Here is a 26,492-nt window from a genome sequence, read left to right on the forward strand (position 1 = left end):
GGGTAAGCTGTCATTAAATTAAAAATGAGCGAGATTTATATTCTGCTACAAAGTAAATACAAATATCTGAACTATAAAATATTCAAATATATTTCGTAGTTCAGATATTTGTATTTGAAATAGGGGTTTGCTAAACAGAAACCGATATTAGCATTTATGATCTATTTTTTTAATGTGAACAGAAATTCGAGCCCTCCATCTATCCTATTTTTTACCTGTATTTCTCCTTTGTGAAACAACACAGCATTTCTGACAATAGATAATCCCAAACCAGAACCACCAGTATCTCGTGTGCGTCCTTCAGATACACGGTAGAAACGTTCGAATAAGCGGTTCAGATGTTCTTCGCCGACACCTTTTCCTGTATCATAGAATGATAGGTATAGGAATTTTTCATCTTCCATGTAGTTGTTTATATGTATCTCGGTATGTGGCCCAGCATAACTTATCGAGTTATCTATCAGGTTACGGAAGATGGAATAGAGTAAAGTATAGTTACCTGTCAGATGTAAATCGTCTTTTAGCGAAATGTCGAGTTTTATATCGTTTTCTACCAACTTGTCTGTAAGATCAATACGAACATCATTTATTACCTGCGACAGATTGATGTTTTCGGTCGTAAATTGTTTTGTCGATTCCTCCATTTTACTGATAAGGCTTACGTCGTCTATCAGATTAGATAAGCGAATCGATTGTTGGTATGCTCTGTCGATAAATTGTTTTTGTTTATCAGCAGGTAAACTTTGCTCATTCAGTGTTTCGAGGTATCCACGTAGGCTTGTAACAGGTGTGCGCAATTCGTGCGCTATGTTATTAGTCATTTCTTGTTTTAAAAGACGATTTTTCTCTACTTTGGTGATATCTTTTATTGTGATCTCAAAGCTTTTATCTTCGAATACGATTGTCTTTATCAGGAATACTTTACCATTTCTGTTAAGTTCGAATATAGAGTGGTTTTGTACTTTATTTGTATCATCCAGAAACTCCATGATAGGACTGAATGCATCTTCCTTAAAAATCATATCGACGTTGAACATTGGCTTATCGGCTATGAAGTTCATAAAGTGGATGAAGTGCGTATTGGCATAGACCTTTTTGCGATCGGACGAGAATATGCATAAACCCTCTTCCGAAAATTGAAAATGGCGTATAATTTTCTCACGCTCTAATTCTATATTGTGCTTTATTTTTTCTTTTTGGTCGAATATATCCACTAACTCATATCCAATCTCCCCTAATTCATCATCGGGGAAATGTATATCTTTTGGAAGTGGTTTATCTCCTTTTATCAGCGATGTAAAGGTTTTCAATCTGGCAATGGAACTGCTGAACCTTCCTGCGGCATAATTCAGTAATACTAATACAATAATAAACATTATACCGACAATATAGATAAACATTTTGTCCGCTTGAAGCATATTTTTTGTTTCGATATTGTAGGGTAATGCTACACGTACATAGTATGATGGATAATGTCTTGCATAATAGATATATTCGTGCTTTGTTGATGCCGACATACGGATATTCCAGCCATGCGACTGATATTGTGCGTTTCTTATTTCGGGGCGATCCAGATGGTTTTCTAATGTATTTAAGTTAGTTACATCTTTGTCGTATTTTACTTTCCCTTCTGTACCTATTACTGTGATACGGATATCGTCTGGCAAAATGTCTGCCAGATTATGAAGTTTAGGTATGGTTGTATCATTCAACTGATTTTGCTCAATATACTTGTGTACAATTTCGGAATAACGATCCAAACGTGCTATCAGATCATCTGTGCGATACTTTTTTTCTTCGCTTTGTTCAAATATAATTATGCTCCCTGCAAATAACACAAAGATGACGAGGAAGTAACAAAAGATGCGTTGTTTATATGTCAGTTTCATAACTATATTGAGTTTATGATGTATTAAGAAATAATTATTGACCTGTTTTATATTACAAAGGTTTACGACCTTTATTTGTTGTGCATATTAAAGCTGTATCCGTATCCTGTACGATTGACAATATAATCGCCATATTGTCCTATCTTTTTCCGAAGGCGGGTGATGTGTACATCTACCGTCCTGTCTAATACAATGCCGTTTCCATCCCATGCTTTTTCTAAAATATCGGAACGGGAGAAAGTCCGCCCTTCGTTCTGAACAAGTAAGACAAGTATATTATATTCGGTTTTTGTAAGATCAATAGTCTCATCACTGATAGAAACAACTTTAGAATCTAAATCAATTTTCAGATTGTTTATATCCAGAACCTTAGCTTTCTCGGCCTTCTCTGTTAAGCTCGCTCTTTTCACTACACTTTTTACACGGGCAATTACTTCTTTTATCGAGAAGGGTTTAGATATATAGTCGTCTCCTCCGATCGAAAATCCGGTCAGCATATCATTTTCAGTATCTTTTGCCGTTAAGAATATAATTGGAATATTGTTTCCCAGCTTTCTCAATTGGTCGGCAAGTTTAAATCCCGATATACCCCCCATCATAACATCAAGAAGAATCAGCTGATGCTTAGGTGATAGCTTTTCGAGAGCTTGTTCGGCCGACTCAGCCTGATCGATGATATATCCTTCGTGTTCGAGGTTAAATTGGAGGATTTCGCGTATGTCGGCCTCATCGTCTACTATTAGTATCGATGTGTCGTTATTCTTCATTTCCATGTCTTATATCTTTTCCTTCGGTCAAATAAATAGTTGCCTCGGCAATATTAGTAGCACTGTCTCCGATGCGTTCGAGATTGTGAGATATTGCATTTACATTGATAATGTTTCGTATCTGATCTTTGCTTAACTCTTTAGTGGCGAATGTTTCTTGTAAAGATATTCCAATTTGATCAAACAGGCTGTCTACTTTATCATCGTCTTTAATTATTTTGTATGCAGTATGACTATCTCGGTTCGAAAATGAAAATATAGCATTACGCAACATTTCATTTACAGCTCCTAACATTTTATGTATCAATTTCCGTATTACATCAAAATCAGCGTGATGTATATCTGTTACTTTGAGGAAATGGATAATATTTAAAAGCATGTCACCGACACGCTCCAGATTAGTAGTAATATCTTGATAAGTAATTATTTTTCTTAGATCGGCAGCTATGGGGTTGAACTGGAAAATGGTAAAAACAACTTCTTCTCTGATTTTTATTTCCAGCCTGTCCATTATTATTTCGTTCGATTCTGCTTCTTCATAAAGCGCTTTGATACTATTGTCTTCGGACAGCCTGTTTACAATCTGCATCTGAACCAAAGCGGTTTTTGATAATAACTCAAAATCGTTAAGTAGAATTTCGAGTTGCTTCAATTTCATATTTGTTGTCATCGTTTTTTCTATTTTAGATAGCTACATGGTAACTATTGCTTGTTATAACTCTAAAGTAATAAAAAGGTCTGTGACCTTAACTAAATACCCCTGTCAGATAATCTTCTGTACGTTTATCCTTAGGCTTGGTAAACATTTGCTTGGTTGTACCGTACTCTACCAGTTCGCCCAGATACATAAACATAGAATTGTCGGACAGGCGAGCTGCCTGCGACATATTATGTGTTACAATCACGATTGTATATTGCTTTTTTAATTCTAATATCAGTTCTTCTATTCTGTTTGTAGAAATGGGGTCGAGTGCCGATGTCGGTTCATCCATTAATAGCAGTTCGGGCTTAAGAGCCAAAGCACGGGCGATACATAGCCGCTGTTGCTGACCGCCAGAAAGGAATGTTCCTTTTTTCCCTATCGCATCTTTTACTTCGTCCCACAAAGCCACACTACGCAGGCTTTGCTCTACAATTTCTTCTTTATCGGATTTACTTAGTTTTATATTATTCAGTTTATAGCCGGCAAGTACATTATCAGATATGCTCATCGTAGGGAATGGATTCGGTCGCTGAAATACCATACCTGCCAATCGGCGAACTTTCATCGGATTCATATCGAAGATATTTTCACCTTTCAATAAGATCTCACCTGTGGTTACAATGTCCGGATATAGTTCGTGCATGCGGTTGATAGCACGTAACAGAGTACTCTTACCACAGCCCGAAGGGCCCATTATGGCAGTAACTGTATTTGGCTTTATCCCTGCACTTACTGCATTTACTGCATTTTTTCCCGGAGTGTAAGATACAGATACATCTTTCAACTCAAGTATATATTTATTGTCTGTCGTTATTGTATTTTCCATTTTTTAGCTATGCTTTTTGCAAATATATTAATTCCTAATACGATAAGAAGTAAAAATAATGATGATGACCAAACTAAATCCGCCAAGTTGGGATCGTTATAAAATTCCCATATCAATAGCGAAATAGCACTTGTCGGTTGTGCGGCATCCCAGTTGACAACCGATGCGCCCAATGCTGTAACCAGTAATGGTGCTGTTTCACCCATTACACGCGATACGGCAAGTAGCGATCCTGTAAATAACCCTCCGAATGCTGAAGGTAGTAATATTCTGAGTACTACAGAACTATAAGAACCACCTAATGCCAGCCCTGCTTCTTTGAGCGAAGTGGGTAACATCTTAAGACTCTCTTCTGTGGAGCGTATAATCATCGGTAACATCATTATCGCCAATGCTACGCTACCAGCCAGCGCAGAGTAACTGAACATGGGTTTTACCACCCAGATATAAACGATTATACCTATTACGATAGATGGAATACCTTGTAAGAGATCGGTAAGGCTTCTGATTAATTTGCTGAACCGTGTATTTTGATTTTCTGCAAGATAAATGCCGGTCATTATGCCGACTGGTATCGCTATCACAATTGCCATAACCAGAATAAATAAAGTACCTGCTAATCCGTTTAATATACCGCCCGGAATAAGATCACCGCTTATACGTGCAAGCATGGCTTCCATCGATGTGGGTGCAACCTCTGTAAACAAGCTTACATTAAATTGTCTGTATCCTTTCTTCACCAATTCCCACAAGATGAGAAAAAGAGGAATCATTGTAATAGCCGAAAAAAAGCAGACACTAAAGAAGAATGCCCTATTCTTGGCTAATCTATATCTGGAACTTGAAAATATATTCTTTTTCATCTATTTACAATTTTCATGATATACTTGGCTATAAAATTGATCGAAGCCGTTATAAGGAATAACAGCAATCCGATAGCCATTAGCGAACTTAGTTTTAAGCCGTCGGCCTCTCCGAATTGATTGGCTATGATACTTGCCATTGTATTTCCTGTATCGGATATGCTTTGAGGTATATTATTTGTATTTCCTATCAGCATGGTTACAGCCATTGTTTCGCCTAATGCACGCCCGAAAGCTAATATATATGAGGCGAAAATTCCCGATCCTGCTACGGGGAGGCTTACTGTTCGTATTACTTCAAGATTAGTTGCTCCTAAGCTATATGCTGCTTCCTTCAATTCGTTGGGCACCATCGATATAAATTCGGTGCTTAATGATGAAGCGTAAGGGATAATCATAATCGCCAAGATAATGGACGATAATAATACGCCGAATCCTTGTGCACTGAGTCCCATATCAACAAGAATGGGGCGTAGTACATAAAATCCCCATAAACCGTAAACGATCGATGGTATGCCGGCTAGTAAATCTACAATAGAACTAACTACTGTTGCTATTTTTTTACCTCTGAAGTATTCGCCGTTAAACAAGGCAATCGACAGTGAAAAGGGTATACAGAACAGTAAGGCAAGAATAGATGTGATAAGTGTACCTGTAATGAATGATAAGGCTCCAAACTGGTTGTTGACCGAATCCCATTCCGAAGAAGATATGAATCCGATGAATCCGAAGGATGAGAAGGCGTCTATGCTTTTGCTTATTAAGCCATAGACTATACCTGCTGTCAGAAGTAATATCAAACAAGAGGCTATAAAAAGTATTATCTTAAATATTTTGTCTTTCATCTTAACGAGTATATAAACCCTTTGTGTAATTTAAAATTTAAGTAAAAGAATATGAGTTCTTACTTATTCTGTAACAATCGGATTTCCGTTAAAAGTCATTGACTTAATAATTGCCTGCGTTTTTTCAAGAGCAGCGGGCGATAGTGGAGCATAGTGAGTTTTTGCTGCAATATCTTGTCCTTCTTTGCTTATAACAAAACTAAGCAGGTTGCTGAGTGATTTGGCTGTGTTTTCACTTCTGTTATTATATCCTTGTTCTTTGTAAGCAATTATCCATGTGAAAGTGCTGATAGGGTAGGCTTCAGGGTTAGGCGAATTGGTAATCATCAGGCGGGTATCAGCTGGCATATCTACGTTTGCAGCAGCAGATATACTTTTGGTATCGGCTTTGATAAAATGACCTGCACTGTTTTGTAGCGATGCTGCTGTAATATTCAGAGCTAATGCGTATTCAGAACCGATATACCCGATCGAACCTTCTGTTTCGGCAACAATACCTGCTACTCCCGGATTTCCTTTAGCTGCAATTCCGGCAGGAAACTTAAGCGATTTTCCACTACCTATTTCATTTTTCCAATTGTCATTCACTTTGCTCATATAGTCAGAGAACACAAATGTTGTTCCACTGCCATCCGAACGATACACGGCAGTTATTGCTTTGTCGGGGAAAGTTATACCCGGATTTAATGTTTTAATTTTTTCGTCATTCCATTTGGTGATTTTACCTCTGTATATATCTGAGATAACTTCGGCAGTCAGCCTCAAATCTGTAACATTAGGTAAGTTGTATGCCAGCACTACGGCTCCAACTGCAGTAGGAATATGTACTATATCTGCACCCATATCTTTTAGTTCGGCATCAGATAAAAATACATCAGTAGCGCCGAAGTCAACTGTTTTGTCTTTCAGGCTGCGAATACCTCCGCCACTACCTACTGCTCCGTAAGTAACATTGTTTCCTGCTGTTTGAGAGTAACTTTTAAAAACGATATTGTAGAATGGTGCGGGAAATGTAGCTCCTGCTCCCGATAATTTTGCTCCGTTTTTGTTAGATGAACTACAAGAAACTAGAAGTAAAGCTGCGAAAGCGAAAAATAGTATCTTTTTCATATTTTTTCTTATTTATATATCGTGACCTTATTAATTCTGATGCAATATTATTTCATTATTATAACACTTCTGCTACGCAATTGTTACGTGATGGTTAAGATTATTTTGTAAAAGGTTAATTGGCAGATAGACAAATAGGTAGTTCAATATGAGTTTAATATTATAAAAGGAACAATAACTAATAACATCTTCATTCGAATTTGTCATCCCGATATGTAGTGAGGGATCTATATAAAATAAGCATGTTGACTAATAAACTCAAGAGATAACAGATCCCTCACTGCGTATCGGGATGACAGAATGGACGATAGATACTAGCTCATAACACATAATTATATGATCGTTGTACTAAATGCAGATAAATTGTAAAGAAAAGTATATGAAGTTTAGATTATGTTAGGATATTGTTGGCTTTCGGTTAAGGCCGACAATGCTTTTACTTTTTACAAATATTGGTAAAAGTGCACCATTTGCAAGCTTCGCCCGTAGGGGTTTGGTTGAATGGTATTTCGGGATTGAATATTTCTTCGAGGCAGGTATCGAAATGTTCTTTGAAATCTTTTCGGTACGGTGTGAAATCAATGATTCGTTTGTCTTCACGCTCGGGTTTATAGATGACATCGGGATCGAATCTGTTATCAAACAGATTGCGTAAATAGTATATACCCGGTTCTATAATTTTTTCGGGTTGCTCCATCATATACAAATGGGCATACATAAAAACCTGCATAACGGCTTTCGGGCGGTCTTTCAGTTCTTTGTCGAACAAGTCTTTCATTGCCCGATATCGAAGAACACCTTTGCCTGTCTTATAATCGATAATTCGGGTGTGTCCTTTCACCTCGTCCACACGGTCGATGAAACTTTTAAGAGATACTGTTTCGCCCGAAGGTAAAGGATAATCTATCTTGATTCGTTTTTCAGATTCGATGTATATAAATGGCGTCAGTTTAGCATCGGTAGCTAATACACGTTTTATATATTTACGCAGCACCTCACCTGTCAGGAAGTTTTGTCCTGTGAGTTTTTTTATTTTTTCTGTTTTGAAATAGTTTTCGGCAAACGATCTTTCTATTGTTTCGGTCAAAAGCTTCTCGTCTTTAGCTATTTTGTGAAGCAGATCGGCTGTAACCATTTTACCCTCGAACGGTTTGTATAACCATTCTATTGAGGAGTGAAAGATCGTACCGAAAGTGCTGGCTTCTATTGTCTCCGTAATTTCGTCCTCTTCATCCATTTTTTCGATAATGGACAAATAGAATTGTAGCGGACAGTTCAGATAAGTGTTTATCGAACTGGCCGACAGGCTTCTGTCTCCACCTTGTCCGAAAGCCTTCATTTTATCCATTATCTGAGGTGTTTTCCTGATGGAGATGGATAAACTTTCGTTCGATGATACTTTATAGGTAGCAAGCTTCTCTTGTATATCGAATTTGTCGGCGTACAGGTGTTTTATTTGTTTGTAGTAGCGGCTGACTTCGCCCATTTGTAAACCTTCGGTACGAGTATCGTAAAGTAGATATATGCGCTTAGCCCTGTTTATCATACGGTAGAAATGGTATGCGAATATGCTGTCCTGATGCTCGTATGTCGGTAGTTCAAACCCTCTGCGCAGGTTGTAAGGAATAAATGAATTTGTTGCTTTTTTTAACGGGAATATGCCTTCGTTCATCGACATAATGATCAGATTGTCGAAGTCTAATGCACGTGTTTCGAGGACCCCCATTATTTGTAATCCAGATAATGGTTCACCGCTGAATGGTACACTGATACTTACTATCAGTTTTTTCAGTAGCTTGAAGTAAGTTTCGACTGTCATATCGGGCGCAGCATCTTTCAATGCATCTTCCATCTTGTTGATAGTCTTGTAGTATTCTACAATAAATTCACACTCTATGTCTATCGATCGGGCATTTATATCTTCATCTTCGTTTTCAGTGTTCACCGACAACAACGTTTTCAGTGCAGCTAAGATGTTCTTAAGATATTCGGGAATATCCTGCCATCGCTCGATAGGAGCAAATATCAGTTTAAGTAACGGATGAGTTTGCAGTTCACCAACCGAAACCACTACTTTATTGTATTGAATGATATTTTGTTTCAATCGTTTGGCTTCATCTTCTAGTACATTGGTAATGTACCGATGGTTGAGGATAGCGAGTACAGGACGGTAGTAAAAGCTTATCTGTCCACCCGATTTCTTAATATTACGCTGGATGTTAAATATATGCTCCATCAATCCCGATACGGACGTATTGTTGAGATTATATCCCATCGTTACGTTTATTTTATCTATCTCTTCGGGAATGGAATAGAGGGTGGGCAATAATAGATTTTCATCGGGTAATACTAAGGCTGTATTCATTGCTTTATCAGACGAGACTATCTGTTTCTCGTTCAACAACGATTTTATAATAGTATGAACATATTTTGCCTGACCTACTGCCGACGGTATACCGATAGCTTCGATAACAGGCAAATCCATTGTCAGCTCTTCGGCTTCGAGAATAAGTTGCGAGGGAAATAGCAGACGGTTTTTATCAATAAAGAATGATGCTTTATTTTGTGCATCTTTTACTAATGGAGATGAATAATCCCAATAAAAATCGGCAATGCCTCTTTTTTGAAGATAGCTGAGGAATTTCTCCTCCGACTTACTATGACCGTTAAGCCCTACAAATATGATTTTTTCGAAAGGTAATTCTATCTCTTCTTTGCGTAAGGCTTTTTCGGTCACATCACGAAAAATCATTCCTTCGTATGCTTGTCCCTTTTCCCTTAATTGTTCTCTTAAGGTTGTATAAAGTCGAAAAAGTACCTGCCACATTTCGAGGAAGTCTTTCTTCTTGTCATTATCGCCGATGGGTAGAAAATTAGACCAGAATCTTTTTATAGCTTCTATCTGATCGTCGGTCAGAAAATCGAATCCGGCATCTATCTCTTTCAGATCGTAGATGTTGCGGAAAAGCTGTTCGGCATCTACCAGATATTTATCTACATCGTCGAAATCGTTAAGCAGCATCTCTCCCCAATATAAAAACTCGTCGAATGTCTCTGTCGATTTACTTATCTGAATGTAAATATCATACAGCATAAAAAGCATTTCGATACGATCGGCTTTTTTATACGGACTTAGTTTTTCAAACAGATCGGTAACAGTCAATACTTCGGGCGAAAAGATCGGCTTTTTCGCTATTTGTGATAAGTAGTGCTGAAAAAAGATACTTGCCCGCCGATTAGGAAAAACAAAGGTAAACCGACTGATTTCCTTATCGTAGGTTTTATAATATGTTTGGGCAACATTATAGAGAAATGGTATCATTTTTTCATTTAATGGGATTCAGATACAAAGTAATAAAAAAACAAGTCCCTGTAAATGTTTACAAGGACTTATTTTCAGAATTTGTAAGTCTTATTTTATGAAAGCATCCGAAATGGGAATGCCTCTCCATGCTTGCGGACGTTTAAGTCCGAATATTTCGGCAATGGTCGCGCCATAGTCGTAATCAATAATAACATCTTTTATTTCATGCCCTTTTTTAATTCCCGGGCCACATATTACGATAGGGACTTCTACTTCGTAGAGTGTTTTTCCTCCATGACCTTTTTCTATTCCTCCATGATCGGATACAACCATAATAATGGTCTCATCTTCTATCCCTGCATCTTTTACGGCTTGCACTATTCTGCCAATTCTTGCATCGACATTTTCGAGTTCAGCATAATATTCGGGAGTATTATGTCCGGCACTATGACCAATATGATCAGGTTCGTCCAGATGAATAAATGTAAATAGTGGCTTCTCTTTTTTGATAATGGTTACTGCTTCGTCTACACAAAGGTTATCATTGTCGTTGGTCGGTATAACGAAGTCTATAATTTCTTTTTCCACAAGATATTCTATACCTCCCCAACTGTATACAACAGCAGTCTTGGCTTGAGGTAATTGTTCTTTTATTATAGTATAAATGGAGGGGAATTTACCATATTGGCTAGTTGCAGCAGATGGTATTTCGGGTGTTTGGCTTCCCCATTCGGTGTAGCCATGTAGGGTAGGACTGGCACTCATAAGCATAGAGGCCCAATTGACAGCGCTGGATGAAGGCAGAACTGATCGGGCTTTTAGAGACCAGGATCCATCTGCCGCTAATTTCTTCAGATTAGGCATATTTGCTTTGTTGTAAGCGTATGCGCCGAATCCGTCGCAGCCGATTAGCACTACATGTTTGACATTGGTAGCATTTGTATGTAATACAATACTTAAACAGAAAATAAGTAAGATCAGTCGGTTTTTCATTAGTGTCGATTATTTAAAGTTAGCTATACAAATTTACAAAAATTAATCAAGGATTATAGGTTTATATCCCTTTTTACCCCTTTATGTAGACGTATTTGTTCATTTCGTATATTTACTTAAATAAATCATTTGAATAAAATGTAAAGTAGCTGTAAGATAGTTTTCAATTTTGTATCTTTGTTTCGCTTATTCTAAAAATACTATAACGACATATGCAAACACGATTAACAGATGAATTTGGTCTTCATATAGAGGAGGCGTTAGACCGATTGAAAGGCATTGCTAAAGAGACTCCTTTGCAGTATCTGAATTCATTATCTCAATATTTTGAAGCTAATATTTATCTGAAGCGCGAAGATTTACAGGTTGTTCGCTCATACAAGCTGCGAGGAGCTTATAATATGATAAGTAGTCTCGACCCCGAACTTCTGAAAAAAGGTGTGGTTTGTGCCAGTGCAGGTAATCATGCTCAAGGATTTGCATATAGTTGTAATCGCTTAGGCATAAAGGGTGTTGTTTATATGCCTAAAATAACACCAAAACAAAAAATAAAGCAGACCAAAATGTTTGGCAATGGTCATATCGAGATTGTATTGGAAGGTGATACATTCGACGATTGTGCAGATGCTGCAAAAGATTATTCGCATAATCATAATATGACATTTATTCCTCCTTTTGACGAACCCCGGATTATTGAAGGACAAGGGACTGTTGGTCTGGAAGTTTTGAACGAAATGGGGGAAATGCCATTAGATTATATTTTTATCCCTATCGGTGGTGGTGGATTATGTGCCGGAGTTGGTGCTTATGTTAAGGATTATTCGCCGGCGACTAAGGTTATAGGTGTAGAACCTACGGGAGCAGCAAGTATGAATGCAGCTTTTAAAGCAGGGCATCCGGTCACACTTAATCGCATAGATAAATTTGTAGATGGCGCAGCTGTAAAACGGGCGGGAGATCTTACTTATCCAATTTGTGCAAAAGTAGTCGATGATATTTGTTTGGTTCCCGAAGGGGAAGCTTGTACGGCTATTCTCAAATTGTACAATGAGAACGCTATTGTAGTAGAACCTGCGGGAGCATTGAGTATTGCGGCACTGAATCATTATGCATCGGAGATAAGAGGTAAAAATGTAGTTTGCATTGTTAGTGGCAGTAATAACGATATAGATCGTATGCAGGAAATTAAAGAGCGATCTTTGATTTTCGAGGGGTTGAGACATTATTTTATTATACGTTTTGCTCAGCGCCCGAATGCCTTAAAAGATTTTGTAAATAAAGTGTTAGGCGATAGTGACGATATTGTACGTTTCGAGTATATGAAAAAGAATGAGAAAGAATCAGGGCCTACTCTTGTCGGTATAGAACTCGATTCTATTGACGAATATGAAGGATTATTAGCTCGCATGCGTGACTATGGTCTCGACTTTACAATTCTTGATCCCGATAGCGATTTAGGGCGATATATACTTTAAGAAAGACTAAAATTCATTTTAGTACGTTCTACATTACATATGTTTTAGAATGTACTATTACTACGTTATTATGATATTGGCAAATAAATTTCGTTTCCGCTATATAGTTCTATTTTCATTATTTCTACTTTCCCAAGCTTATTGTTTAGCTCAAGTTGACAGCTCCTATATCCGTCCGTTTGATCAGAAATTGGCAATCCGGGCCTACGTTATGGATTCTTATAGTGCATTATCGCAAGATTATGACTACGATACTGAATACACATACCGTCCTAATAATCCAATTAGTCTGGGCTTGGGTGTATCGTGGAAAAATTCTTCGTTAAGTGGCTCCTATGGTTTTGGTTTCATGCGGGATAAGAAGAAAGGAAATACAAAATCTTTTGCTTTTCAGTACCATTATTATAAGCGAAAATATGTGTTCGATCTATTTTTTCAAAACTATAAAGGTTTCTATCAGGAAGACGCTTCGGATAAAATGATTGCATTTTGTCCTGATATAAAGCTGATTCAATATGGTGCTTATGGTCAGTACTTTTTTAATAACAAAAAATTTTCATACAAAGCTGCATTCGATCAATCTGAACGGCAAATGAGGTCTGTAGGTAGTTTTCAGATCGGCGGAGGTGTCTTTTATAATGATATAAGGTCCGACTCTTCGCTTGTGTCTTTAGGGCGTTACAACCAGAAGAATTTGCAGATAGGGATAAGTGGCGGCTATGCACATACATTTGTTATAAAAAAGAATTTCTACGTAACAGGTTCATTTTCTCTGGGCTTAAATGTGGCGACAGACGACATCAATAATTTTTACAACAGCAAGGTAAACTTTTTTCCCTCTATGTTTCCTCGGGCTGCTGCCGGATATAACGGGAAAATTTGGTCTCTGAGTGTTTCGTTTGTAAATAACAGGATGGTGCTCATGACTCAAGATAGCCGAAGCCTGAATGTCGATTCGGGCAGTATGCAAATAAACTTCATTCGACGATTCAATTCGGCTCCCAGCAAAATAATCGATAAATTACCTAAGAGGTTCCGCTAAGAAAACTTATTTGTCGAATTTCTCTTTAATCTTAGTGTATTTTTTCTCTCCTACAAATCTTTCTTTAGGCTCGAAATGAGTAGAAAATAGGCTTCGTGAATCATCATAGCCCTCATATTCCAGTCCACTCATATCGGATATGGTATAAATGAAATCTTGAGTAGAGTAGGGGCGATTGATGTCAAGCACTAGGTCTGAGCGATTCTTCTTATAATTGTCGGACATCCATACCATAAATGGTATTTCGCACATTGGAGGCGATACCTTTTCGTAAGCATGACCTGCAAATTCACGGTAATCATATAGCTCTTCTCCATGATCGGAAAGATAGATCATTGCAGTTTTCTGATTTTGTAGCCCTTCGAGTGATTTTATCACACTATTTATAATGAAGTCGTTGTATAGAACCGAATTGTCGTATTTATCTATTGTCTTCTTTGCTTGTTTGTCCCTGAAAATGGCAGTGTCGACAAGATTGTCGTTGGCATTATTAAATACAATATACTCTTTGGGATATCTGAATTCATAAGCCATGTGGTTGCCTATCAGATGGATAACAATAAATCTATTTTTGATTGTTTGGTTGTCTAATATTTCGTGAAAAGTATCCAGAACAACATCATCGTGCTGTTTGTGTTGGGCAACATTATATTTATTTTTAGCTAACGTGAGTAATACATCATAGCTGGATCTATATTTCTCACTGAATTCTTGATTACTTATGAGGTATGTATCATAATCGGCCCGATTGAATAATTCGAATAGAGAAGGATATTTCGTGAAATATTCGGGGTGCTCTAAGTCTGACATGGTGAGCAAAGAGCGCATTACAGGAATAGTGTGTACCTGAGGCGATACTACATCTGTATAAACATGGAGCTGATTGCTTTTTACTAAATTCGATAATAGCGGGTTTGTATTTCGTGCATAGCCATAGAGAGACATGTGGCGCTTGGTCAAAGATTCACCGATAACAATAACGATTGTTTGAGGAAGCGAGTCCTGATGAGTTACCTTTACTTCGAATGGTTGGTTCTGCCTTTCTTTAATAGTCTTTATCTCGTAGCTTACTCTTAATTTATAGCTTACAAATGTTTTATAGAAATTGATAAAATAGACAGAGCGTGATACCCTGTTTATGCTAACGATCGATACCAGTACTATTATACTAAGAATAAAAATGGCTTTATGATCTTTCACTTTTAGCCGTTTAAAAGATTTCATCTTGCATATCATTACAATTGGGATCGCAGTATAGACCAATACACCGACAATCACCCATATACTGAGGTAATAGGCAACAAATTCTTTACTTTCTTCCGGATTGGTTTCGAATAGGCTCGTAACACTGTTTTGCTCTAATAATACATGTGCAAACAGAAGATAACTTAAGAAGATAGCTCCCGGTATAATGGATATGGTCAGTAGAACCGAATATATGATTTTTTCCGATTTAGAACTTATAAAAACTGATAATATCGAAATCGACATAAATAACAATCCACAGACTAAAAAAATGGCTAGTTTGTCCAATATTGATATATTCTCGGCCAAAGGGCTAAGTATTGGTAATAGGAGTAATATGTAAAATAAGAAGAAAAATTGAAGCTTTTTATGCTTCAGAATGTCGAGTAATTGATTCATTAATAGTGTAAAGGTTTACTTTTTAACTCTTTTGATTTAAAGAACATAGGCTGTAAATAACCTATCTACAGGGAACAAATATAGTATTTTATTCTTACTTTTGGTATAATTTACTTTTGTGTAACATTTAGATACGAGTATGGCTAAACGAACATTGAAAAAACGCAGGCATAAGCAAAGTCGGGAAAGTCAATTCTTGTCAACACCCATCTATCAAGGAGAGAATGATATTCCTACTCAGATAGAGCTTATTCAATACGACGAATCAGAGATTGATGTAAAAAATATTCCGCCTGATACTGATATAATGAACGAGATAAAACTGAATAAAATAAATTGGTTTAAGACAGTAGGCGTTTCCGATGTTACTCGCATCAATCAAATTTGTCGTGGTTGTGGATTACATGGCTTCGATATTAAAGATTTGTTGTCAGATCAGGATGTAGTTAAGGCAGTTGTATATGATAAAGTATCATTTGTTTTAATGCCCGGTTTCTTTTTCAACACAAATGGTGAATTCGAATCTTTTCAGATAGGATTTATATTGGGTGATAATTTTGTTATAAGTTTCCAGGAATCGCCGATGCCGGTTTTCGATGATGTGAAGAAAGCATTTAATGATAATCATATTCCTCTTCGTCGCAATGGGGCTGATTTTCTATTGTATGTGCTTTTGAATAGCGTTAATTCATTGTATATGAATGCTTCAATTAGGATAGAGGATCAATTGTTAGATGCAGAAGATCAACTGATAGCCCAACGTAATTCGTTGGACATAATGAATTTCTTGCGTGCACGTAGAATGGAATATATCAAGATGAAAAGGTCTATAGTTTCTTTCAGAGAGGAATACAGTAACCTATTACGTAATTCCAATAAGTTGATAAAAGATGAAAATATAGTCTATATAAACGATTATGACGATAAATTACGTACTGTTTTGAGTGATTTGGAGGCTTGTCATGAGTTACTGGTTTCACTCATTGATCTTCACTATAGCAATAGTAATATGCGGATGAATGAGATAATGAAGCGATTGACAATTGTTTCTACAATTTTTATTCCATTGACTTTCCTTGCTGGTGTATGGGGTATGAATTTTAAATTTATGCCTGAGATCGAATCCCCGTATGGTTATGTTTTTGCTTGGATTACGTTTATTGTTGTTGGTTTTCTGGCAGGTTATTTTTTGAAAAAAAGGAATTGGTTTTAAGATACTATTATGAGAAGGATTATAGCTATAGTTTTATTTATATCGGTTTCTATCTTGATGAGCTTTTCTCAGGCAGTACAACCAATAAAAGATATAAAGGTATTATTCGATGATGAGCAGTATCAAGAGCTTGTAGACCAGTATGCAGGTAAACCCCGCACATTATCTGCACAAGAGTTGGGTTATGTCGCATCTGCATATTTCAAATTGTCCGACTTCGATAACTGCAATAGATACGCAGGCTTAGCTCTTCAAAAAGATGCAAATAATTCGTTGGCTTACAATTTAAAAGGTTTGGTATATTCTGCAACGGGTAACTTTAAGGATGCTGTTAATATGTTTAAAAAGGCGATTGCATTATCACCTCGCGAAGCCGAGTATTATACTAATTTAGGTGACTCTTATCTCGGGTTGGAGCAAATAAGCGAGGCTATTGAGATTTATAAAAAAGCAACTCAGCAGATCAAACCATCCGAAAGGGCGTATTACATGTTAGGTGTTGCTTATACCTCATTAGATGATTATGAGTCTGCGCTTAAGGCTTTTAACGTCGCTAAATCGAAAGTTGTAAAAGACAAGGAATTATATGTTACAGTAATATATAATATTGGATTCATAGAATACACGAAAGGCGAATATCAGAAAGCAATACCGGCATTTAAAGATTTGATAGAGCATTTTCCCGACGATTACCGATCATTTGAAAAACTTATACAATGTTATTATGCTTTAGGAGATTATAAAGCGGGAGATAGTTATAAATCGAAATTATATAAAGCACATGAGGGTGGGATGTTGAATGATACAGAGTTGGACGACAAAATATGTATTGACAATTTTATAATTGCAGGTAATTCCATTCATGCCTACGAGCGTTATCAGACGGGTGATCGCCCTTATTTTTACCTTAAAAATATGTTTTATGTATTGAATCCCGACGGGAAAGTGATCTGTGAGGTGCAACTTCAATACAGTCCCGAAACAAATAACTATGGATTAGCAAAAATAGAAGATGGAAAGATTTATACTTATGGTATTTTCTTCGATTCGATTGTTAGTTATAGTACTCTGAAAAGTTTTGCCAAAGATATAATAAATGGAGTGCTGAAACCAACTGCGGTTACTTTAAAAGAATAGTCTGAAAATCAAATTCTAGTAAGCAGTATTTGCTAACAAAACCATTCTTCTCTAATGTTCTTCGCGAAGCGATGTTCTCTACGGCACATCCACAGATTGATCTGTACCCATGCAAGAGGCAATATTCTTTGAGGTATGCTATTATCTGTGTAGCATAGCCCTGTTTTCTGAATTCGGGATTGACCCACATACCTATATCGTAATCTTTTTTATCGGGTAATATCCGAATAAGGTATCCGCAACCGATAAGTTCCTTTTCCTTCTCAAACATATAAAGAGCTTTATTCGATACGGTGAAACGAAGTTCCTCCGGTGTTTCATATAAGTCGCTGTCGAAGGTAAGCAAGAAATTGATATCACCTTCTTTCGCCAAGCGGACACTTATATTACTATCCAGTTTAATGTATGTATTGAGTAAATAGTCCCGAAATAGAGTGCCAATTACATTATTTGATTCGGAAAAAGTATGGCAGCAAGCTAATAAAATAGGATCGAATGATTTGCAATATGCTTTAGATATGGATTTTTCTATAATTATTTGTTTGAAAATCTTTTCTTTCTGAGTCAGCGAATTGGGTACTAAATAGAATTCTATAAGGATGTGATCTTCTGATATTATATAGTAACCTATTACTTTTCTTATCATTTCCTGATTATCTATTATCAGATAACATTCGCCCTTTGCAACCATCCATTCTATAAATAGCTCCTGAGCAAAAACGATACTATTAAAATACCCTTCTCTAAATTCTTTTAAAGAATCTAAATTAACTTTTTCAAATTGTTTCACTTTGTAAGGCAGGTTAAATAATACTGTAATCTTAATCCTTCTATACTATGCTTTTCTCTAGAGCACTCCACAAATTGTCATCAGGGAGGGGCGCTGTTATATCGATCTGTGTTTTCGATACAGGATGTATAAATGATATACTGCGTGCATGCAAACTAATTCCTGCATCGGGGTTCGAGCGGTCTGCTCCATATTTCAGGTCACCTTTTATCGGGCATCCCATTTTTGCTAACTGGCAGCGAATTTGATGATGTCGGCCGGTTTCAAGATCTATTTCAAGCAAATTGTATTTATCCGAACGGGCAATGAGTTTATAGTGTAATATTGCCAGTTTCGAATTTGGCCTTTCAGAATCGTAAGCATACGATTTGTTTTGTTTCTCGTTCTTTATAAGATAATTCCTTAAAGTACCTATTGGTTCTTTAGGTTGATTCTTAACGATAGCCCAATAGGTTTTCTTTACATCTTTATTTTTAAACATCTCGTTCAGTCGGGGCAATACTTTACTCGTTTTAGCAAAGACTACGATACCGCTTACCGGTCTGTCCAGACGATGAGTCACACCACAGAATACATTCCCGGGTTTATTGTATTTTACCTTTAACCACTCTTTTACAATCTCAGAGAGTGGTTTATCGCCTGTTTTGTCTCCTTGCACAATCTCGGAAACTGTTTTATTGACGATTATAATATGATTGTCTTCGTAGAGAACTGTCATGCTTTATCTGTTTATAATACAAAGAAAAACCTTTCGATCAGATAATCGAAAGGTTTTCACTATAATATTTAGCTATAGGTTAAGCTTTTTTCTCTTTTCTCCATTTTATGTTTTGCATATTGCCTGTTTCCATAAATGCTTCATGGAATGCAAACGCATCGTACAAATTGACAGGAGTCTGTCCCTTTTCGCCACGTGCAAGATATTCTCTTAACAACGGACGATAGTCAGGGTGTACACAGTTTTCGATAATGCATTCAGCACGATCTTTAGGGCATTTGCCACGTAGATCGGCAACTCCGTATTCCGAGATGAATATTTTTACCGAATGTTCGCTGTGATCCTGATGTGCCACCATTGGAACAAAAGAACTGATCTTTCCGTCTTTAGCAATTGAAGGTGTTACGAATATAGAAACGTAAGCTCCACGGGTAAAGTCGCCCGATCCACCAATACCATTCATCATCTTAGTTCCCATAACGTGGGTTGAATTTACGTTTCCGAAAATGTCGGCTTCTATTGCCGTATTGATAGCAATAACACCTAGTCGGCGAACTATTTCGGGGTTATTCGAAATTTCAGATGGACGAAGTACTACTCTTTCTTTAAAGAAAGGCAGGTTTTTATATATTTTTTCGATGCAAGGATTACTTACAGTCAATGAACATCCACTGGCAAATTTAACACGACCTGTTTCCATCAAATCTATAACAGCATCTTGTATAACTTCCGTATAAACTTCAAAATCAGGGATTTCTTTGCTATCACCCATTGCAGCTAGTACTGCGTTGGCAATATTACCCACACCCGATTGTACGGGTAGGAATGTTTTCGGCATACGTCCTTCGGCCATTTCTTTCACGAAGAAATTAGCTACGTTCTCACCTATTTTTGCAGTTATTTCGTCAACAGGAGCAAAACCACCACCTTCGTTAGGTGTATTGCATTCAACAACTACAATTTTACTTGGGTCTACTTTTATGTGGTCTTTACCAATACGGTCACGTACTGCATGGATACCTATTTCGCTACGTGTAGGAGGGTCTTGCAATTCAGTTAAGTCGTGCATTCCTCTCATTTCTTTAGGATTCCATTTGTTAAGCTCTACAATCACAATTTTAGCTAAACGAGCTACTGTCGGGGAGATACCTACACCACAAGTTGGTACTATTTCGCCATCTTCAGTAACATCGCATGCTTCGATAACTGCAACATCAACAGAGCCGAAAAATCCGTAACGGATATCTTGAGCCATAGTAGAAAGGTGTAAATCGAAATATTTAACTTCTCCACTGTTGATAGCATTTCTTAGATCTTTGTTTGTTTGATAAGGTGTACGGAATTTAATAGCGTGCGCTCTGGCAAGATTACCATCCAAACTGTCGCCTGTAGATGCTCCTGTGAACATACCGATTTTAAACGGGTTACCTTTCGCATGTTCTTCTTCGGCTCTTTTAGCCAATGCTACGGGTACTACTTTGGGACATCCGGCATGTGTAAAGCCACTAAATCCCACATTATCATTGTCATTGATAAGAGATGCTGCTTCTTCAGCAGTTACAAATTTTAAAGCCATTTTTGTTGTAGTATATTTTGTTTAGTATCAATAAATTCTATAATAACCGGAGCAAAACAGTTGATGGTGTATATCTAAAATCATAACAGATTGCCTCTTTTGTACGTCAGAAAATAATAAATAGGTTTGCAGTTTAATTAGTCTAGCAAAACCGACGCAAAAGTACAAAATTATTAGATGAAGAACTATTTTAATTGATTAAAAATTAGATACTATATCCTATTTTTAGCAATCTTCTTAACGAATGATGATACTTGTCCGGTTTTCTCTATTTTTACATTTTGAAAGACTTATTTATGACCAATGACTGAAGATTGTATAACATATCGTGAATTTACGCCCCATCCTTTATTGGCTGATTATGTGAAGTCGTATTGGTATTTCAGTAATGAATCGGATACTGTTCATTCTTTTGATATTATGCCCGATGGTTATTTCGATTTGCTCATATCTTTTAAATCAGGTAATATCGTGGATACGCAATTAACCGGAATCTGGAGTAAGATGGTGTCGCTCGATTATCTTCAGGGGCAGATAATCGGAATTCGGTTTAAACCACTGGCTTTATATTCTTTATTGGATATTCGTATCAAAGATATATTGAATAATTACTGTTCTTTGCCTTTGAAGGCATGGGGATTTAATGATGAAATAATAGAAACAAAGAGCGATAAGTCGGTTCTTGAAGTTATTAAGTACATCGATGAAAGTCTATTGTTATTAATTAAGAACGAGAAAGAAGATATCAAGCTCAAATATCTTTTCAAGCAAATAGGTGAATCTTCCGGTATAACATCTATTCAATCTATTTCGAATTCTGTCGGGCTAAGTGCAAGGCATATTAATCGTAAAATGAATGAGCTGATTGGTATCAGTACAAAGGATTATGCTAAAATAGTTCGTTTCAAGGATTCTTTAGCAAGGATTAAGAAAGACAAATCTGATTTTATAGGTTATTTCGATCAGTCTCATTTTATCAAAGATTTCAAAAAATATACAGGGTTTACCCCTAAAGAAATTGATTTGGGAGCTGATGTCCGATTTTTACAATACTATGATTTTGATAATATCTAATTTTGTATTTAAATCAAAAAAATAAAAGAAATGAAATTAGAAGGTCTGTCAATTTGTTTCCATACTACGAAAGTAGAAGAGTGTAAAGAATTTTATGTGAAATATTTCTCTGGTGAGATTATTTTCGATTGTGGTTGGTACGTAAGTATCGTTTTTAATAAAGAGAGGTGTTTGACGTTACAGTTTATGATACCACAAGACGATACTCCTGTTTATGGAGAAAAAGGTGTTACTCTTAATTTGGGTGTTAAAGATGTAGATGCGGAGTATCAGCGATTGATTGTGGAGAATAAACTTCCGGTTCAACGCGATTTGCAGGATCAACCGTGGGGAGATCGGTCGTTTACGATATTTGATCCTCTGGGGAATACATTATATATCTATTCTGACCGAGAAATGTCGGATGAATATAAAGAGGCGGTAAAGCAGTAAAGAAATACAAATAATAAGCGGGCGAGACTATGATGAGTCTCGCCCGCTTAAACATATATGGGGGATAATATGTTACCGCTTATTCAAAAAGTCACACAAAGCCTTAACGGCCAACGCCCGATGGCTTATTTCGTTCTTCACGTCAGCGCCTAATTCAGCAAAAGTCTCATTGTAGCCATTTGGTTGAAATACAGGGTCATATCCAAAACCGGTTGTTCCTCGTTCATCTTTTGTAATAACACCTTCTATCTTTCCGTCAAAAAGGTATTCCTTTCCATTTAAGATAAGTGCAATAACGCTTCTGAATCGGGCGGTTCTGTTTTCTTTTCCCTCAAGCTCTTTAAGCAACTTATTTATATTTGCTTTGAAGTCGTGCCCTTCGCCTGCATAACGTGCAGAATAAACACCCGGCGCACCATCTAAAGCATCTACTTCGAGTCCTGTGTCGTCGCCAAAGCAGTCATATCCATATTTTTCTTTAATATGGCGTGCTTTTATCAATGCATTCTCTTCAAGCGTAGTGCCTGTTTCGGCTATATCTTCGAAGCAACCAATATCTTTAAGACTAAGTATGTCGATAGTATCTTTTACAATCTCACTTACTTCTTCAAGTTTATGAGCATTATTGGTTGCAAAAACTAATTTATTCTTCATTTACGGGGCAAGCTGTTATATGTTTCTAATGCTTTCTCGAGAACGATCAAAGCATTTCCTAAATCTTCTTTATTAAGTACATAGGCTATCCGAACTTCATCTTTACCTAATCCTGCTGTTGTGTAAAAACCTGATGCCGGAGCCATAAAAATAGTCTGACCATCGTATTCAAAATCGGAAAGACACCATGCGCAAAATTTATCGGCATCATCTACCGGCAAACGGGCTACTGTATAAAATGCGCCCATTGGTATAGGAGAATATACGCCCGGGATGCGGTTGAGCCCATCTATTAAAAATTTACGACGTTCTACATATTCGTCATACGTATCTCTGAAATAATCGGGATCGGCGTCAAGGGATGCTTCTGCAATTATCTGCCCGATGAGGGGTGGACTAAGTCGTGCCTGACAGAATTTCATTACGGTGTTTCGTAGTTCTTTGTTTTTGGTGATTAGAGCACCTATTCGGATACCGCATTCGCTGTAACGTTTCGATACGGAATCGATTAATACAACATTGTCCTCTATTCCTACCAGATGACATGCAGATATATAGGGTGAGCCTGTATATATGAATTCACGATAAACTTCGTCAGAAAATAAAAATAAATCATGTTTCTGAACCAGACTCTTTATCTGATTCATTTCTGCACGAGTATATAGATAGCCTGTCGGATTATTAGGGTTGCAAATCATAATCCCTTTGGTGCGCTCATTGATGAGCTCTTCGAACTTATCGATAGAAGGCAACGAAAAGCCCTCTTCTATAGTTGAAGATACACCTCTGATAACAGCTCCTGCCGATACAGCGAAAGCCATATAATTGGCATAAGCCGGTTCAGGTACAATTATTTCATCACCGGGATCCAAGCAAGCAAGGAATGCGAATAATACAGCTTCCGATCCTCCGGTAGTTATGATAATATCATCTGCCGAAACATTAATATTGTATTTCGCATAATAGCCTACCAGTTTTTCTCTGTAAGATCTGTATCCATCGCTGGGGCTATATTCCAGTATTTTTCTATCGAGATTGCGAATGGCGTCGAGTCCCGCTTCAGGAGTGGCTATGTCGGGTTGACCTATGTTAAGGTGATATACTTTCAATCCTCTAGCTTTGGCTGAGTCTGATAACGGAGCCAATTTCCTGATAGGAGAATTTGGCATTTCGATTCCTCGTTCTGAGATTACTGGCATGATAAATATATTATTTTAATTTTAAAAACAATAAGTCGCAAATATACGAAAAGAGCATTGTAAATATAATAGTATATAAAATAAAAACGCCGAAAATACTATTTCGGCGCTTTATTCAAGAGGAAACGTATCTTTATTTTCGGTCTAATATTAATCTATCCGCCATCGCTTTCCCGAGGGCTATACATGAGTCGTATGTATCAAGGCTCATAGATTGTTTCATTTCTACGGGTGAACCTATAATCTCAAATTTGGTAGAGTCGGCAAATTCTGTAAGACGTTTTACTGCCGCTCCTGACCATGTATATGAGCCGAAGTATCCGAAATAGCGATTTTTCATATCGCGTCCTTCTACTTTCGATAATAGGTATTCAACATCCGGAAACAATTTATTATTGTATGTCGGTGAACCAACGATTAATCCTTTATACTTGAAAATGTCACGTATAATATATGAATGAGATCGTTTTGATACGCTATGTATTATGACTTCTTTTATACCTTGTTGAGCCAACTCATAAGCTATTGTTTCAGCCATTTGTTCTGTATTTCCATACATGCTGCCATAGGCAATAACTACACCTTCGTCTCCTTCATAGCGGCTAAGCTTGTCATAGATAGAAATTACTTTATTTATTTGCTCCGGCTGTGTCCATACCGGACCATGGGTAGAGCAGATGTATTTAATATCGATAGTGCTTAGTTTTTCCAATGCTTTTTGAACAGGAGAACCAAACTTGCCTACTACATTCGAATAGTAACGAATCATTTCATCGTAATATCTTTCGGGGTGTAATTGTGAATCTGTGATACCACCATCTAATGTTCCAAAAGTTCCGAAAGCATCACCTGAGAAAATGATTTTTTCAGTTGTTTCGTATGTTATCATTGTTTCAGGCCAGTGCACCATTGGCGTAAGGTAGAAAGCAAGATTGTGTTTGCCGAGTGATAGCTGGTCACCATCTTCGATCACCATCACATTATCTGTAATACCGAAAAATCCCTCTACCATATCGGCAGTACGCTTATTTCCAACGATTTGTACGTTTGGGTATTTGCTTCTTAAGAGACCTAGCGATCCGGAGTGATCTGGTTCCATATGGTTGATAACCACATAATCGAGCTGTTTTCCATCAAGAGCAGTCTCTAATTTTTGGAAAAAGATATCTGAATAGCAAATATCAACAGTGTCGAATAATACGTTTTTGTCGTCGGTGATCAGATAAGAATTGTAAGAGACACCTTTAGGCAGAGGCCATAGATTCTCGAAAAGGTGCTTAGTGCGGTCGTTTAGTCCGATATAATAAAGATCTTTCTTTATTTGAATTGGTTTAAGCATATTATTTTTTGTTGTTTATAATAGTTACATCTTTTTTTCTCAGTGCATTCCATACCAGCCATATCCCCCATAACACAAAAGGTATACTTAGTATTTGACCCATATCGAGTCCGTAGGTTGCTCGCATTTGCACTTCGAATGGCTCTTGTACATTCTTTATCATTTCGATGAATATTCGGGAAAGGAATATGCCAATTAATGCAACGCCAAGTATAAGCCCTTTCTTCTCTTTGGCATTCGTCTTCCAGAACATATATAAAGTGAGTCCGAAAATAGCCAGATATATTAATGCTTCATATATTTGAGTAGGGTGACAAGGTAATTCGCCCGATCCTCCCATATCTAAAGGCATGTGCCATGCTCTGTCTCTTACAAAGTTGAATCCCCAAGGTAGCGTGGTGGGAGCTCCGTATACTTCCGAATTCATAAGATTGCCAACGCGTATAAATGCTGCTCCGATGCCAATACCCACTATTAGCCTGTCTAAAGACCATATTATGCCCATTTTTGTTATTCGGCGAGAATGTATCCAAACGGCTAAAGCCATTCCGGCAGCTCCTCCGTGGCTTGCCAGTCCGCCTTCCCATACTTTGAATATCTCCAGCGGATTACTTAAATAGTATTCGGGAGAATAAGCCAGGCAGTGCCCTAGACGAGCGCCTACAAGAAGACCTATTACTACATAAAGGAATAATGAATCGAACCATTTTTCAGGATGTTTCTCTTTTTGGAATATCTTCTGAACCACCATGCTTGTGCATAAAACACCTATTGCCCAGCATATTCCATACCAGCGTACTTCTCTACCCAGCAGATTAAAAGCTTCGGGATCTATATCCCAAGTGATGAATGATAGCATATTTGGTCTGTTCTTTTTAGTTTTTGGTACTTTTTAGTTT

The 26,492-nt window shown here is 37.2% G+C and carries 23 protein-coding genes; 6 read left to right on the forward strand and 17 right to left on the reverse strand.

Features of this window, described 5'->3' with window-relative positions; translation table 11 throughout:
- Nucleotides 1–161: 161 nt before the first annotated feature.
- The 9 genes from G7Y56_RS06130 to G7Y56_RS06170 form a co-directional block, all read right to left on the reverse strand.
- Nucleotides 162–1,889, reverse strand: coding sequence for a cell wall metabolism sensor histidine kinase WalK (locus G7Y56_RS06130; protein WP_165041955.1), 1,728 nt, complete (start codon nucleotides 1,887–1,889; stop codon nucleotides 162–164).
- Between the two features lie 71 nt (nucleotides 1,890–1,960).
- Nucleotides 1,961–2,662, reverse strand: a complete 702-nt coding sequence (locus G7Y56_RS06135) for a response regulator transcription factor (RefSeq protein ID WP_165041956.1) — start codon at nucleotides 2,660–2,662, stop codon at nucleotides 1,961–1,963.
- Nucleotides 2,646–3,326, reverse strand: a complete 681-nt coding sequence (locus tag G7Y56_RS06140; protein ID WP_165021359.1) for a PhoU domain-containing protein — start codon at nucleotides 3,324–3,326, stop codon at nucleotides 2,646–2,648. Before G7Y56_RS06140 ends, G7Y56_RS06135 begins: the two co-directional genes overlap by 17 nt.
- 76 nt (nucleotides 3,327–3,402) lie before the next feature.
- Nucleotides 3,403–4,185 carry a phosphate ABC transporter ATP-binding protein PstB gene (gene pstB, locus G7Y56_RS06145; RefSeq protein ID WP_165041957.1) on the reverse strand — a complete coding sequence of 261 codons (783 nt, stop codon included), beginning with the start codon at nucleotides 4,183–4,185 and terminating at the stop codon, nucleotides 3,403–3,405.
- The gene (gene pstA / locus G7Y56_RS06150) at nucleotides 4,170–5,048 is read right to left on the reverse strand and encodes a phosphate ABC transporter permease PstA (RefSeq protein WP_165041958.1); all 879 of its coding nucleotides are present in this window, start codon (nucleotides 5,046–5,048) and stop codon (nucleotides 4,170–4,172) included. The genes pstB and pstA overlap by 16 nt, the downstream gene beginning before the upstream one ends.
- Nucleotides 5,045–5,893, reverse strand: coding sequence for a phosphate ABC transporter permease subunit PstC (gene pstC / locus G7Y56_RS06155; RefSeq protein ID WP_165021362.1), 849 nt, complete (start codon nucleotides 5,891–5,893; stop codon nucleotides 5,045–5,047). Before pstC ends, pstA begins: the two co-directional genes overlap by 4 nt.
- A gap of 63 nt (nucleotides 5,894–5,956) precedes the next feature.
- A complete protein-coding gene (gene pstS / locus G7Y56_RS06160) occupies nucleotides 5,957–7,003 on the reverse strand; it encodes a phosphate ABC transporter substrate-binding protein PstS (protein WP_165041959.1) in 1,047 nt (348 codons plus the stop codon).
- Between the two features lie 436 nt (nucleotides 7,004–7,439).
- On the reverse strand, nucleotides 7,440–10,325 hold the full coding sequence (locus tag G7Y56_RS06165; RefSeq protein ID WP_165041960.1) for a PD-(D/E)XK nuclease family protein: 2,886 nt from the start codon (nucleotides 10,323–10,325) through the stop codon (nucleotides 7,440–7,442).
- Between the two features lie 90 nt (nucleotides 10,326–10,415).
- Nucleotides 10,416–11,300 (reverse strand): alkaline phosphatase, encoded by an 885-nt coding sequence (locus tag G7Y56_RS06170; RefSeq protein WP_165041961.1) that lies wholly within the window; start codon nucleotides 11,298–11,300, stop codon nucleotides 10,416–10,418.
- A 212-nt stretch (nucleotides 11,301–11,512) separates the two neighbouring features.
- Here G7Y56_RS06170 and ilvA point away from each other — a divergent pair, with 212 nt between their 5' ends.
- Both ilvA and G7Y56_RS06180 read left to right on the forward strand, forming a co-directional pair.
- A complete protein-coding gene (gene ilvA / locus G7Y56_RS06175) occupies nucleotides 11,513–12,775 on the forward strand; it encodes a threonine ammonia-lyase (protein WP_165041963.1) in 1,263 nt (420 codons plus the stop codon).
- Between the two features lie 49 nt (nucleotides 12,776–12,824).
- On the forward strand, nucleotides 12,825–13,817 hold the full coding sequence (locus G7Y56_RS06180; protein ID WP_165041965.1) for a DUF4421 family protein: 993 nt from the start codon (nucleotides 12,825–12,827) through the stop codon (nucleotides 13,815–13,817).
- A 6-nt stretch (nucleotides 13,818–13,823) separates the two neighbouring features.
- On the opposite strand, the gene G7Y56_RS06185 is transcribed toward G7Y56_RS06180, so the two are convergent.
- Nucleotides 13,824–15,461 carry a sulfatase-like hydrolase/transferase gene (locus tag G7Y56_RS06185; protein ID WP_165041966.1) on the reverse strand — a complete coding sequence of 546 codons (1,638 nt, stop codon included), beginning with the start codon at nucleotides 15,459–15,461 and terminating at the stop codon, nucleotides 13,824–13,826.
- 139 nt (nucleotides 15,462–15,600) lie between these two features.
- Between G7Y56_RS06185 and corA the strand changes: the two genes are divergently transcribed.
- Complete coding sequence (gene corA / locus G7Y56_RS06190; protein ID WP_165041968.1) at nucleotides 15,601–16,674, forward strand: magnesium/cobalt transporter CorA; 1,074 nt, start codon at nucleotides 15,601–15,603, stop codon at nucleotides 16,672–16,674.
- Between the two features lie 9 nt (nucleotides 16,675–16,683).
- Nucleotides 16,684–17,811, forward strand: coding sequence for a tetratricopeptide repeat protein (locus G7Y56_RS06195; RefSeq protein WP_165041970.1), 1,128 nt, complete (start codon nucleotides 16,684–16,686; stop codon nucleotides 17,809–17,811).
- Here the strand turns inward: G7Y56_RS06195 and G7Y56_RS06200 are convergent.
- From G7Y56_RS06200 to G7Y56_RS06210, 3 genes are all read right to left on the reverse strand, one after another.
- Nucleotides 17,795–18,601, reverse strand: a complete 807-nt coding sequence (locus G7Y56_RS06200) for a GNAT family N-acetyltransferase (protein ID WP_165021371.1) — start codon at nucleotides 18,599–18,601, stop codon at nucleotides 17,795–17,797. The genes G7Y56_RS06195 and G7Y56_RS06200 overlap by 17 nt on opposite strands.
- Before the next feature lie 40 nt (nucleotides 18,602–18,641).
- Nucleotides 18,642–19,319 carry an RluA family pseudouridine synthase gene (locus G7Y56_RS06205; RefSeq protein WP_165041972.1) on the reverse strand — a complete coding sequence of 226 codons (678 nt, stop codon included), beginning with the start codon at nucleotides 19,317–19,319 and terminating at the stop codon, nucleotides 18,642–18,644.
- Nucleotides 19,320–19,398: 79 nt separating this feature from the next.
- Complete coding sequence (locus G7Y56_RS06210) at nucleotides 19,399–20,895, reverse strand: acetyl-CoA hydrolase/transferase family protein (protein WP_165041974.1); 1,497 nt, start codon at nucleotides 20,893–20,895, stop codon at nucleotides 19,399–19,401.
- A gap of 303 nt (nucleotides 20,896–21,198) precedes the next feature.
- On the opposite strand from G7Y56_RS06210, the gene G7Y56_RS06215 reads away from it, so the two are divergent.
- Together G7Y56_RS06215 and G7Y56_RS06220 are read left to right on the forward strand one after the other, a co-directional pair.
- Complete coding sequence (locus G7Y56_RS06215; RefSeq protein WP_165041976.1) at nucleotides 21,199–21,969, forward strand: DUF6597 domain-containing transcriptional factor; 771 nt, start codon at nucleotides 21,199–21,201, stop codon at nucleotides 21,967–21,969.
- A 30-nt stretch (nucleotides 21,970–21,999) separates the two neighbouring features.
- Nucleotides 22,000–22,401 carry a VOC family protein gene (locus tag G7Y56_RS06220; protein WP_165021375.1) on the forward strand — a complete coding sequence of 134 codons (402 nt, stop codon included), beginning with the start codon at nucleotides 22,000–22,002 and terminating at the stop codon, nucleotides 22,399–22,401.
- 72 nt (nucleotides 22,402–22,473) lie between these two features.
- Here G7Y56_RS06220 and G7Y56_RS06225 read toward each other — a convergent pair whose 3' ends face one another.
- From G7Y56_RS06225 to lgt, 4 genes are all read right to left on the reverse strand, one after another.
- Nucleotides 22,474–23,055, reverse strand: coding sequence for a non-canonical purine NTP diphosphatase (locus G7Y56_RS06225; RefSeq protein WP_165041978.1), 582 nt, complete (start codon nucleotides 23,053–23,055; stop codon nucleotides 22,474–22,476).
- A complete protein-coding gene (locus tag G7Y56_RS06230) occupies nucleotides 23,052–24,254 on the reverse strand; it encodes a pyridoxal phosphate-dependent aminotransferase (RefSeq protein ID WP_165021377.1) in 1,203 nt (400 codons plus the stop codon). The genes G7Y56_RS06225 and G7Y56_RS06230 overlap by 4 nt, the downstream gene beginning before the upstream one ends.
- A 133-nt stretch (nucleotides 24,255–24,387) precedes the next feature.
- On the reverse strand, nucleotides 24,388–25,593 hold the full coding sequence (locus tag G7Y56_RS06235) for an FprA family A-type flavoprotein (protein WP_165021378.1): 1,206 nt from the start codon (nucleotides 25,591–25,593) through the stop codon (nucleotides 24,388–24,390).
- Nucleotide 25,594: 1 nt separating this feature from the next.
- The gene (lgt, locus tag G7Y56_RS06240; protein ID WP_165021379.1) at nucleotides 25,595–26,452 is read right to left on the reverse strand and encodes a prolipoprotein diacylglyceryl transferase; all 858 of its coding nucleotides are present in this window, start codon (nucleotides 26,450–26,452) and stop codon (nucleotides 25,595–25,597) included.
- Nucleotides 26,453–26,492 lie beyond the last annotated feature (40 nt).

Source organism: Dysgonomonas sp. ZJ709 (genome assembly GCF_011039195.1).
Taxonomy (GTDB): Bacteria; Bacteroidota; Bacteroidia; order Bacteroidales; family Dysgonomonadaceae; genus Dysgonomonas.